Below are 13,069 nucleotides of genomic sequence, written 5' to 3' on the forward strand. Positions count from 1 at the left end.
CGTATGTATTTCAAATATTAAATATAGTTTTCGGCTTATTACTGCTTTATATTTTATATCGTTTGTACAAACATTTTACAAAAAAATAAATATAAGATTTTCTGCGTTAAATTGACTCAAAAAGTTTTCCAGGAAGTGGCCTAATAACTCCTTTTAATTCCATCTCTATGAGAATTCCAGAAAGTTTAAAAATTGGAATTTCGCATTCAATTGCAATGATGTCTAATAATTGTTTTCCGTCCTTTTGTAGAAAATCGTAAACCTTCTGTTCATCAGATTCCAACTCAACAAAAAGCTGCTTCTGAATATTTTTTGGTTTTTCTTTAATATCCCAATTCAACATATAAATTAAATCTGCCGCACTTGTCAGTACGTTCGCTTTCTGAGTTTTAATCAAATTATTACAACCTTGACTGTATTTATCTGTTACTCGTCCTGGCACAGCAAATACATCACGATTGTACTCATTTGCCATATTTGCAGTAATCAAAGATCCTCCTCTATCGGCAGATTCAATTACAATTGTTGCTTCAGTCATACCAGCAACAATACGGTTTCTACGAACAAATTTTTCTTTATCGGGATTTGAATCACTCCAAAACTCTGTTATAAATCCACCATTCTCCTCCATTTTTGCCATGTATTTTTTATGCGTTCGAGGATAAATTTGATTCAAGCCATGAGCCAAAACACCAATTGTTTGCAAATTATAATCTATAGCCGCTTGATGCGCTACAATATCAACACCGTATGCAAACCCGCTAACAATTACTGGATCTAACGGAGCTATTTCTTCAATCAACTTTTTGCAGAAATCGGTTCCGTAAGAAGTGATTTGTCGAGTGCCAACAATACTAATTATTTTTCTGTTTTTAAGATCTATGTTTCCTGCTGTAAAAAGCAAAATTGGAGCATCAAAACAATGTTTAAGTCTTTCTGGATAGCTTTCATCTTGAAAAAAAGAAACCTGAATAGTATTGTTTTTAATGAACAATAATTCTTTCTCCGCCCTTTCAAATATTGTTTTGTCCTTCAAATTCTTCAACAAAACAGATCCAATACCATCAACGGTCGCCAGCTGAGAATTTTTGGCTTTAAAAATGTCTGAAGCCGATCCAAAAGAGTGGAGCAGTTTTTTGCCTAAAATATCACCCACTCCATCAACTTTCAACAAGGCAAGTAAACTAAATAAATCCTGATCGGTCATCTTTTTAAAACATTATGTAAAATAGAAAAAATAATTTTGATTTTTTGAATCGCAAATATCATTAAAACAAAGTTATTTCTTGTTAAAATATAATCTAATTTTTCTAAAACGAAATTCACACACAGAAACTAAAGAGCTAAATATTTGAAAACGAATTGTATAAAAATAATTGTGAATTGTTAATAAAAATTGTGAATAAAATTTTGATAACTATACGCGATGCATAACTTTGTTACTATGAAAATCGAAGTATATATCTCACAGTTATTGTATCGTTATCAGTGTGTAACGGTTCCAGGATTTGGTGCATTTTTAACCGAAACTCACTCAGCGCAGCTGAATGAAAGCACTAATTCGTTTTTTCCTCCAAAGAAAACCATTTCTTTCAACAGTCGTATCAAAAATAACGACGGTTTGTTAGCAAATCATATTGCTCAAGCTGAGAAAACATCTTACGGTTTTGCAGTTAGCGCAATTGCTTTTGAGGTTTTAAATTGGAAAAAAACTTTGGAAGAAGGAGGCGTAATCCTTTTAAAAAATATTGGAGAATTGCGCTTAAATTCAGAAAGCAATATAATTTTCAGACCGAACGATCAGACCAATTATTTGGCGACTTCTTTTGGATTAAGTCCTTTTGTTTCTCCGATGGTGAAAAAAGAGGTTTTCGAGAAAAAAATCGAAAAGATTGCAGCAAAAGAAAAAGATGCCACTTTATTATACGAAAATGAAGAAGAAACCAAATCTTCAAATCGATTCTTACGTTATGCTGCAATTCTTGTTTTAGGACTTGGAATTACAGGAAGCATTGGTTATCCTTTGTACCAAAATCAAATTGACAATCAAACACTTGTTGTAGAACAAGCTGTTCAGAAAAAAGTACAGAACAAAATTCAAGAAGCAACTTTCTTTATCAAAAGTCCGCTTCCAGCTGTAACCCTTTCTGTAGATTCTGCTGCTGTCGAAACTGTAGAGCCAACAATGCCTTATCACATTATGGCAGGCGCGTTTAGAAGTGAACAAAATGCTAGAAAAGCTTATAACCAACTAATTAAAGATGGTTTCAAAGCTAGAATGCTCAAAGAAAACAAACACGGTTTATTTCCTGTTTTGTACGGAAGTTATGCTACAATGAAAGAAGCTGAACAAGCTCAAAAAGAAATACAAAAAGGTGAAAATCCACAAGCTTGGATTCTGGTAGAAAACCTATAAAATACTTTTAATCCTGTTCGAAAGAGCAGGATTTTTTTTGCCTTTCCTGATTGAATCAAATTTGGAATTGGCCTGAATATTTCTTTCAACCATTACAAGTTCCACGCGAAACATTCCTGCCGACTTATTCGTTATCTTTGGACAAACAAAAATCACAACAACCTCATTTTCTCAAGAACTTCAAAAAAAAGATAAAAACATAGAAGAACGATATTGCTCCGCAGAAATTAAAATTGACACAAATAACTCAGAAAAAGTAACTTGAAAAGCACTTCTTGCCATTTAATACAAAAGCCCGATTTCTAAACGAATCGGGCTTTTGTTTATCGTGAAACAATTTTTGCGTCTTGCGATAGAATTTCTTTTTCCAATTGATATTTTAATAACATTTAAGGCGCCTATTATTATCGCCTAAATTGTAAAATGACATTCATCTTTAAAATTCCCTTTTTTATTCGTACTGATGAGTTCCAATTGATATCAAAATATCAAAACAAAAGTATTTAGTAAGATACCTATACTTCTTTCCTAGACTTCTCGCATTATTTTATCTAAATCAAATAAATTTATAAAATAAATATTACATTATTTAACAAATAAAACTATAAAAATAATCTTTTTCTTATATTTTATCATTATAATTGCATCTATAATCCTAAATAGTTGCATAGAATATTAACCTTTAAATGCCAAAATATGAGAAGAAAAATTAAGAATGCCGCAAGATTTATGATTGTCTTTTTAATTCTTGCTACTTCTATCAAGTGTCAAAAAGATGACAATGATGTAGGACAGACAGATGCTAAAATTATGCAATCTGCCAAAGTATGGTTTAAAAACTATGAAGCAAAAGGTGAAAATTTTGCTTTACTTAAGGACTTAAATTACAATTGGAATGATGCAGAAATTACAAATTCAAAAGATGGAACACAAACAATTATAGTTCCTATAATTGAAGTAAAAAAAGATCAAACAGAGCTTTGGGAACAAAAATTGTATATTTATAAACTATCCGAAAACAATTACGAAGCGATGGTCTTTGAAATATATCCAGATGCAGATAATTCATCAATTAATAGTCCTTCTTTTAATGGCTATATAGTAGGGTGGGATTTAAAAAAGGGTTTTGTAAAAACTGCTAAGTTCGAAAACAATAGACTTATTGAAAATGGTGTTCTTACCTTAGCCCTTAAAAACAAACAAACTACAGGTAAAGCCCCTTCAAATCAAGTCGCCTGTCCTGCCGGAATAGAATGTGATGTAGATGGAGGAGGAACTACAGATACAGGTATACAATTAAAAGAAGTTGTAGTAAACAATAATTATCAAAATCCTTCGGGAGGAGGAGGTATTATTTACAATGGCACAGGTGGTACTAATCCAAATTACTCAGATGCTGGTTCTTATACCAATCATGGTACAGGTACAGGTTCTGGTTCTGAAGGTGGAGAAGATCAAAATGGAAATTCAACAGATCCTTGCGGACAAATGAAAGCATTAATAGACGTTACAAAAACAGGAAATATGAAACCTAGTATTGATTGGTTAAAGGGAAAAGTAATGGCTTCTGTCAATAGATTGGAACACGGTGTTGAAGTAAAAAAACTCATGAATCCAGATGGGACTTACAGGTATGAGTATAATCAGATATCATCACTAGATGAATTTTCAGTTCCATTATCAACAGGCTCTTCATATATTGGTGGAGCACATTCTCACCCAAAAAATGGCTATGCAATGTTTTCTTTTGGAGATGTAAAATTTTTAAGAAATGCTTATAATGATGCATCTCCAAGCAGAAAAGAAGATGTTTTTTGTATAATGGTCGCCAAAGATAAAGCCGGGAATGTAAATACTTATTCTATAAAAGTTAACGATTTTGCGTTATTAGACAGTAAGGTAAATTCAGTCTGGAATAATCCAAATTTAAATAATAAATCAGACGATGAAAAAATTAAAAAAATTCACGATGCACAGGCAATACTATATGATGAAAGTGCAGGAGCCTTAGAAGAAAGTTTTCTCAAACAATTTGGTTCTTTTGGCATAACCATTTATAAAGCAGATCCATTATTGACTAAATGGAGCAAATTAGAACTTAATCCAACTACAAAAAAAGCAAATCTTGTACCTTGTACTTAACAATAATAAAATGATTATGAAAAACTATATTAATTTTTTAGCAGTATTTTTTATTTTTTTAAATAGCTGTTCGGGACAAAGTCAGATATTAGACATAACAGCACCAAAAGAAGGATTTGTCGGCATAAAAGGCGCATACTATAAAGATACAAAAAATGTATTAAATGGGTATGATGGCACTTACGTGTATACCAATGGCAATACATCCTTAAAAATAAAACTGCAAAAAAATATAAAGACTTCTATGAATGGCGCTTATTATGAAGACTTAATTGTTGGAGAATATCAGTTGATTGAAAATGGAATTGAAAAAGTGAATACATTAAGTAAATTAACCTCGACCAGCAACAGTAATAATATAAGTGGCACAAGAATTTTAACAGGAACTGTATTAGGATGTGACGACTGCAGAGCTGATGAAAAAAGGTTACGTCTTGGTATTATATCTTCTCCTCAAGTAGGAGAAATTGATATAAGAAAAACTACTGTCAATGGAAAATCTGCAATTATCGCAGAAATTTGGTATACGGGACCAATGGCTGTTAGGGAAGGCCAGCCAAAACCAAAGCCAGCAATTATAAAAGGCGGTAAATATTTGATGATAAAACAATAGCCTATATATAAAATCCTCAAGTATTACTGATACTTGAGGATTAAAAAATGGAACCTATGAAAAATTAGACGCTTACCATTCTATTTTTTATTCTGCTAAACAGCACCTGTGGACAATCTGGAGAGGTTTTCATTTCAACAATAACATCATCTGGCAATAAACAGATGAAATTATTTTTGGCGCCATAGCAAGATTTAATAGATAGAATTGTATGTCCTACTTTGGCGACGCAAATATTACCTACTAAATCCATGATTCTAAACAAACAGTAGATTACCAAGAACTTGACAAAGCAATTTTCGCCATTTAACATAAAAGCCCGATTTCTAAACGAATCGGGCTTTTTGTTTATCGTGAAACAATTTTTGCGTCTTGCGATAGAATTTCTTTTCCGGACTGATAAACCGTCAACACTGCAGGTGGCGAATCTTTCTGACCCAAAACAATAAAATAACATCTATACTTGAAATTGCCTTTTTTAAAATCAAAATAATGATTTCCTCCTGTTCCGTCTGCAACAAAAACTCCTTTTTCTATTATAAGATCTGGATTTTCAGTCATTTCCTGTTTGATGGACCATGAAGCGTAACGATAATTATCATTTCCTAAATCATCAATTCTAATTCTGAATTTAGATGTTTCCAGAATTGCAACAGGTTTTTTAAATTTTGAAAGTGAATTATTTACTGCATTTTTCTGCTTTGCGATTAGTTCATTTTTCATTTTCAGTTCTTCATCAGATTGATGATTGATACTGATGATTCTTCCATCTGTATCGATCCACATATCTCCTCGATTGAGCATAATTCCCCTCCATCCTACTTCTGACCAATCTTTTGCAGGATCCGATTTTGTTATTTTTTCAACCAGAACTTTATCAAAAATTTGATTATATCTTTTTACAAAATCGGCCTTATCTTTCACTGACGGAATTGGATATTCTCTCTTGAACGGAAATTTTATTCGCTTTGCAATTGCTTCTTTATCGCCTGTTTTCACTTCCAAAATAAATTTCGAAATAAACTTTTGATATTCTGGTTTCAAATCTTGAGCATTTAGAAACGAAGAACTAAAAACCAAAATTGTTAGCAATATTTTAAATGTTTTCATGTCAAAAATGATTTAATGCGTTAGAAATTAGATTTTTGAAAAACAGAAAACAGTGTTTCACGTAGGACGCTCCAAAAATTAATTTATGCTCGCTTTGAACATTTTCAATTCGTCCCAAGTAAATTCATCTCCATATTTTTCTTTCAAAGGACTCAAAGATTCCTCTTGATAAAACTGGAACGCTTCACGCAAGGCCAAAATTTTATCATACGGAAGAACATCGGTAATTTCGATTTTCTTCGACTGAATAAGTCTTATCAAATGTCCTTCAATAGTTTGAACATTCAATTTACGCATTCTCGCAATATCTTCAATAGAATTTTTATCCATCCACAAATCGTACGTTTCTTCGACTGTCGTTTTTTTAGCCGTTTTAAGCTCGTTTTTCTCTGTCTTAGCTGATTTGTATCGAACAACGGGTTCTTCGGTTCTAAAAATGTCTGTATTTGTCGTTTTCAGCTCTTCTCTTATCCTTTCCGCTTTGTTCGTTTTGTAATTTTTAATATTTGGCGAAGTCAGCTTTTCTTTACTGATTTCTTCGCCGGCAACAACCACTTCGATCAATAACTTCGCTTTCATCAATCGTAAAACGGCTTTGGTTTGAAGATCTTCCAAAAAATTAAGTTCTTCATAGAACTCTTTTACTTTTTTAAATTTTTGAATTTCAGCCATTTTATAAATCAGATCATCGACCAATTTGTCCATTTGTTTGAAGAAATAATCGTATGCCGCATCTACCCTTTCTTTTACAAAAAACAAATCGACCGTTTCTTTGATGAAAATTTTATTGAGTTGCGAAATGAATTTCTGCGAAGGATCTAAAAGCTGCTCCATAATTTCCATACGTTTATGCGCCCAAACCGCATGTTTCGTTTTTTCGGAACCTGCTGCATTTTCGTTATAACTAAAACGATGATTTCGCCATTCTTGCGCCAATTCTCCCCAATTAAAACTGTTTATCAAATAGTTATGAATAAAATTTTTGGTTTCGAAATGAAGCGCTTTTTCTAAAGTTTCTTCTGTTGCTCTGTTCAAAGCGTAATCCATCACATCTTGATCGTTCGAAATGCCATTCATCTGTATCGGAGAAAGCAAAATAAGCCCGTTTAACGAACGCAAACGCGAAAGTGCTACATAGGCCTGCCCAGGCAGGAAAACTTGCGATACATCAAGCGCTGCTTTGTCAAAAGTTAAACCCTGGCTTTTGTGCACTGTAATCGCCCAAGCCAACTTGATCGGATAATGCGCAAAAGTTCCTAAAACCTCTTCTTCGATATCTTTGGTTTGTTCGTTGACTTTGTAGCGGATATTTTTCCATTCGTACTTTTCTACTTCAAGCGTCATGTTCTCTTCTGGAAAGTGAACAAAGATTTCTTCGTCAGAAAGCGATTTGATTACACCCATCTTTCCGTTGAAATATCTTTTCTCAAAAGACAAATCATTTTTGACAAACATGATCTGTGCGCCAACTTTTAATTTCAGTTCTTCCTCGACAGGAAATATCTTTTCTGGAAAATCTCCCACCACAAATGGTGTATACACATATTCTTTACCATGTAAATCATTGATAGACTGTGAGTTGATAGAATCTGCTTTGGCATTATGCGTGGTAAGTGTTATATAACCTTTGTTCTCTTTGAAGTCAAAATCTGGCTTAACATACTGATTTAGAATGGCTATGTCTTCTGGAGTAATCTGATTGTTTCGCAAATTATTCAAAACCGAAATAAAAGCATTGTCTGTTTGGCGATAGATTTTTGACAATTCAATGTAAATCGGCGGATACGTTTGTAGAACATGAGAATGGAAGAAAAACTTTCCTCGGTAATAGTTTTTTAGCGTTCGCCATTCTTCATCGCGAATAACTGGTGGCAACTGAAGTAAGTCGCCAATAAACAAAACTTGAACTCCGCCAAAAGGCTGTGTGTTTCTTCGAACCGTCTGCATCATGAAATCGACCGCGTCCAACAAATCGGCACGCATCATACTGACTTCATCAATAACCAGAAGCTCCATGTTTTTAATCACATTTCGCTTAACGTTATTCATTTTGAAATGGCGACGAAGTGATTCTTTGTTTTCAAACTTTACCGTTTCCGTAAATTGTGCACTCGCTTCGTATGACGGAATAAAAGCAGAAAACGGAAGTTGAAACATGGAATGAATTGTTACGCCTCCAGCATTCAAAGCTGCGATTCCGGTTGGTGCAACAACCACAGTATTTTTATGTGTTGTCGCTATAATTTCGCGCAAAAGCGTAGTTTTTCCCGTACCTGCTTTTCCCGTAAGGAAAATAGATTTTTGAGTCTGATTGATGAATTGTAAAGTATAAGCTGCCGCTTCTGAAACGTTCTGCATTGGGCTTGTATTAAAAAAATAAAATTACCGCATTTTTATAAAAAGAAAAAACCTAAATCTTAGTGGATTTAGGTTTTCAGTAATTTAGTTAGTTTGGTAGTTTTTATTTTTTTGCTTCGCCTTCTTTTGTTTCAGTTGCTGGTTTTGCATCTGCTTTTGGCTCTGCTTTGTATTTATCATTTAAAGCTTTGATAATCTCTTTTGTGATATCGTATTTCTCTTCAGCATACAAAATTGTTGCAGCATCTCCTGTTCCGTAGATGTAAGAGTAACCGTTTTTCTTTCCGTAATCTTTAATGAATTTCTTAACTCCACTAACAAGAGAATCCATTTCAACACCACTTTCTTGTTGTAACTGTTGAGCTAATGCTTGTTGTGCATAACCTAATTGCTGCTCTCTTTTTTGCAATTCAGCTCCTCTTTGCTGTGCCCAAGCTTGACCGTTTGCTTGTGCTTGACTTTGAAAATTAGCAGCGTCTTGTTTAAAACGTGAAATCTCAGCTTGTAATTGTCTACCTTTTTCTTCCGCTTGAGCTTTGTACTTTGCCTCTAAATCTTTTGCCTCAGTGTATTCTTTCATTAAAACCGAAGTATCCACGTAAGCTGTTTTTACTTCCTTTACCTCTGCTGTTTTATTACAAGAAACTGCGAAAACTGAAAGTGCGATAATAACTAATGCTTTTTTCATTTTTTTAAATTCTATTTTTTTAAGTATTGAAGACAAAAATATAAAAAAATCAATAGCATCAGCATAAAGTTTAAAAAATGCGCAAATTTTATGATATTGTTTTTATTTATCGAAAAAATAATACCAATAATTCAACTTTATAACATAAAAACCATTGTTTTTTATCATTTTTTTAAATCAAAAAAGCTATTTCTTCATGTTTTTAAGAAATAGCTTTTTGTTTATTAATTTGAACTCTATTTGTTCTTTAGAACATAAATATGTGATGAATATTCTTTTGTGTTTTTTGCTTTCAAATTTGATTTCAAACCAACGAAAAAAGCTTTTATATAATTCATCTTTCCTGTTTTGTATTTTTCGGACAAAAGGCTCACGTAAAACGAATCAAACTTCATTGGAAGGATTTTTTCCAATTTCATATCAACTTTTTCAAAAAGCACTTGAATTGATTTTTTTGAAAAATGCCAAAAGTGAATTGGCACATCATAAGCTGCCCAAAAAGTTTGATAGTGATTTGCGTCAAACGATTTATAGTTTGGAACCGCAACAATTAAAGTTCCAGTTGGTTTTAATAAACGCTTCAGTTCTTGAATCTGAAGTTCTAAATCTGGAACGTGTTCTAAAACGTGCCACATTGTAATTACATCTAAAGAATTACTTTCTAAAGTGCTAGTTTCTTCTACAAATGAAATTCCTTTTTCTTTAGCAATATTTTTTGCTCGATCGCTTGGTTCTACTCCAATGGTTTCCCAACCGTCATTTTTTGCAGTTAAAAGAAAATCTCCTGTTCCAGCTCCAATATCTAAAAGTTTTCCTTTTTTCGGTTGCTGACTATTGATAAGATTCAATTTATTCTTAAGCGCAATATTTTTTACGAAATGATAGGCTTTTTCAAATAACGAACGTTTGTTATCTGTATGCGAAATATAATCTTCGCTTTCGTAGTATTTGCCTAAATTTTGAAGTTCGGGCTGCGGAGAAGTAATTAGCATATCTAATTCTTCATCGTAATATAAATCAAAAATTTCTTTTGAAACAGAATGGTCTTTTACCGTAAGAAAGTGTTTTTTGTTTAAAACGTTCATTTTTTAAATTTATAGATATTTGGGTTTAATTTATAGCAAATCCTAAAAACGAAATTTTATCGCTTTTAGGATTTTTATTTTTTTCTTTTATTCTTCTAAACTCTTTTTGATTTCTTCAAAATTGATAATTCAATACAATTGCAAATCTACTTTATTCAGCCTCTTTGCAAATTAATATCCTTTTCAAATTTGATTTTCTTTCCATCTGAAACAGCTAATAATTCAAATTATTTCAAAAAAATCATTCTTGTTTCAGTAAAAGGTTTCACGTGGAACAGAAACAATTTTAGATTTAAGACTTTAAAATCTAGATTTCTCGATTCTGAAATAAAAAACTAAAAGCATTATAGTTTCACGTGGAACATTTAAAAGTTTTCAGTCCCAGTTTACAGTCTTAGTAAAAACTGAAAACTGGGAATGCAAACTTTTTTACCTTCCCATATAAATCAAAAGCACGGAAATATCACTTGGTGACACTCCGCTAATTCTTGAAGCTTGTGAAATAGTTACAGGACGAATCTTGCTTAATTTCTGTTTTGCTTCAATAGACATCGACTTGATTTTATTATAATCAAAATTGTCTGGAATTTTCACTTCTTCCAAACGATTTAATTTATCTGCATTATTTCTTTCTTTTTCGATATAACCAGAATATTTAACCTGAATTACGGCTTGTTCTACAATTTCTTCATCCAAATCATTTTCTTTGATATATGCTTCAACCTTTTCAAATTTCAACATATCTTCTAATTCAATTTGTGGACGAGAAAAAATCTTAAACATTTTATCTCCTTGAGAAATTGGTGCTGATTCTTTTGCTTCCAAAATCGGATTTGTTTCTGCAATCGTAACACTAGTCTCTTTAAAGAATTGAACCATCTTTTCAGATTCATTTAATTTCTTTTCCATTCTTCGTAAACGATCTTCAGAAGCTAAACCAATTTCGTATGACATTGGAGTCAATCTGAAATCGGCATTATCTTGACGCAACAAAGTTCTATACTCTGCTCTTGATGTAAACATTCGATAAGGTTCTTCCGTTCCTTTCGTAATCAAGTCATCAATTAGAACTCCGATGTAAGCTTCATCACGTTTTAAAATCAATGGATCCTTTTCGTGTACTTTCAAGTGTGCATTTATTCCAGCCATCAAACCTTGAGAAGCTGCTTCTTCATATCCGGTTGTTCCATTGATTTGCCCAGCGAAATATAAACCTTCAACTAACTTTGTTTCCAAAGTATGTTTCAATTGTGTCGGTGGAAAGAAATCATATTCGATTGCATAACCTGGTCTAAAAAATTTCACATTCTCAAAACCTGCAACTGAACGAAGCGCTTTGAATTGAATATCTTCTGGAAGTGAAGTTGAAAATCCGTTTACGTAAACTTCGCAAGTATTCCATCCTTCGGGTTCCACAAACAATTGATGACGCTCTTTATCTGCAAAACGATTTATTTTATCTTCAATCGATGGACAGTATCTTGGCCCTAAACTTTTGATTCTTCCGTTGAACATTGGAGAACGATCAAAACCTTCTCTCAAAATATCATGAACATTCAAAGACGTATAAGTCATGTAACAAGAACGCTGATTCGTTAATGGAGCGGTCACATCTGAATAAGAAAACTTGGCTGGCTTTGCATCACCTTTTTCTTCATTCATTTTAGAATAATCCAAAGAACGTCCATCTACTCGAGGTGGCGTTCCAGTTTTCATTCTTCCAGCTTCAAAACCTGCTTTGATCAAATCTTCGGTAATTCCGGTTGCAGCGCTTTCTCCTGCTCTACCACCACCGAACTGTTTTTCTCCGATATGAATTAAACCATTCAAAAAAGTACCATTTGTCAAAACAACAGATTTGGAACGAATCTCCACACCAAGTGAAGTTCTAATTCCTTTTATTTTTCCGTTCTCAATAATTAACCCTTTTACCATTTCTTGGTAAAAATCTAAATTTGGAGTTGCCTCCAACATCATTCTCCATTCTTCAGCGAAACGCATTCTGTCACTTTGAACTCTTGGCGACCACATTGCAGGTCCTTTTGATTTGTTCAACATCTTGAACTGAATCGCAGTCTTATCAGAAACGATTCCTGAATATCCTCCAAGCGCATCGATTTCGCGAACGATCTGTCCTTTTGCAATTCCACCCATTGCAGGATTACAAGACATCTGTGCTATGTTCTGCAAACTCATTGTAACCAATAAAGTTTTCGATCCCAAATTTGCAGCCGCAGCCGCAGCTTCAGAACCAGCATGGCCTGCACCAACCACAATAACATCGTATTCTTCTAAAAACATCTTGTTTTATTATTCTCCAAAAACCGCTAACGCGGTTTCTAGAATTACATTTATATTTTTCTTGTTCCACGTGGAACTTTTATTTTTGTTTCAGGTTTCAGGTTTCAGGTTTCAAGTTCAAACTGAAACCTGCAAACTGATATCTTCAAATTCAGAAAACAAATAAAAACGTTTCACGTGGAACATCTTTTTTTATTCTTTAAACAGAACTTTCAAACAGAACTTTCAAACAGAACTTTCAAACAGAACTTTCAAATCAGAACTTTCAAATCAGAACTTTCAAATCAGAACTCCGAAACAGAATCTTCACAATAAATGTTTCACGTGAAACATTTCTAAACTTCCATTCTAAACTT

Annotated in this window: 9 protein-coding genes; 3 read left to right on the plus strand and 6 right to left on the minus strand. The window is 33.0% G+C overall.

Going from position 1 to position 13,069, the window contains the following annotated elements:
* Positions 1–106 precede the first annotated feature (106 nt).
* Entirely contained in the window at positions 107–1,207 is a 1,101-nt protein-coding gene (gene dprA / locus B3J44_RS17055) for a DNA-processing protein DprA (RefSeq protein WP_286969873.1), read from the minus strand.
* A gap of 237 nt (positions 1,208–1,444) precedes the next feature.
* Between dprA and B3J44_RS17060 the strand changes: the two genes are divergently transcribed.
* The 3 genes from B3J44_RS17060 (at position 1,445) to B3J44_RS17070 (ending at position 5,171) form a co-directional block, all read left to right on the plus strand.
* Positions 1,445–2,416, plus strand: coding sequence for an SPOR domain-containing protein (locus B3J44_RS17060; protein WP_198855082.1), 972 nt, complete (start codon positions 1,445–1,447; stop codon positions 2,414–2,416).
* A gap of 696 nt (positions 2,417–3,112) precedes the next feature.
* Positions 3,113–4,558 carry a hypothetical protein gene (locus B3J44_RS17065; RefSeq protein ID WP_286969876.1) on the plus strand — a complete coding sequence of 482 codons (1,446 nt, stop codon included), beginning with the start codon at positions 3,113–3,115 and terminating at the stop codon, positions 4,556–4,558.
* 16 nt (positions 4,559–4,574) lie between these two features.
* On the plus strand, positions 4,575–5,171 hold the full coding sequence (locus tag B3J44_RS17070; protein ID WP_286969878.1) for a DUF6705 family protein: 597 nt from the start codon (positions 4,575–4,577) through the stop codon (positions 5,169–5,171).
* A gap of 348 nt (positions 5,172–5,519) precedes the next feature.
* On the opposite strand, the gene B3J44_RS17075 is transcribed toward B3J44_RS17070, so the two are convergent.
* From B3J44_RS17075 to mnmG, 5 genes are all read right to left on the minus strand, one after another.
* Complete coding sequence (locus B3J44_RS17075) at positions 5,520–6,281, minus strand: hypothetical protein (RefSeq protein ID WP_286969880.1); 762 nt, start codon at positions 6,279–6,281, stop codon at positions 5,520–5,522.
* 78 nt (positions 6,282–6,359) lie between these two features.
* Complete coding sequence (locus B3J44_RS17080) at positions 6,360–8,639, minus strand: helix-turn-helix domain-containing protein (protein ID WP_286969883.1); 2,280 nt, start codon at positions 8,637–8,639, stop codon at positions 6,360–6,362.
* Positions 8,640–8,742: 103 nt separating this feature from the next.
* On the minus strand, positions 8,743–9,327 hold the full coding sequence (locus B3J44_RS17085) for an OmpH family outer membrane protein (RefSeq protein WP_286969885.1): 585 nt from the start codon (positions 9,325–9,327) through the stop codon (positions 8,743–8,745).
* A gap of 236 nt (positions 9,328–9,563) precedes the next feature.
* A complete protein-coding gene (locus tag B3J44_RS17090) occupies positions 9,564–10,412 on the minus strand; it encodes a class I SAM-dependent methyltransferase (RefSeq protein WP_286969888.1) in 849 nt (282 codons plus the stop codon).
* Positions 10,413–10,841: 429 nt separating this feature from the next.
* On the minus strand, positions 10,842–12,713 hold the full coding sequence (gene mnmG, locus B3J44_RS17095; RefSeq protein ID WP_286969890.1) for a tRNA uridine-5-carboxymethylaminomethyl(34) synthesis enzyme MnmG: 1,872 nt from the start codon (positions 12,711–12,713) through the stop codon (positions 10,842–10,844).
* Positions 12,714–13,069 lie beyond the last annotated feature (356 nt).

The sequence above is a fragment of the Flavobacterium sp. UBA4854 genome (genome assembly GCF_002399805.1).
GTDB lineage: Bacteria > Bacteroidota > Bacteroidia > Flavobacteriales > Flavobacteriaceae > Flavobacterium > Flavobacterium ginsengisoli.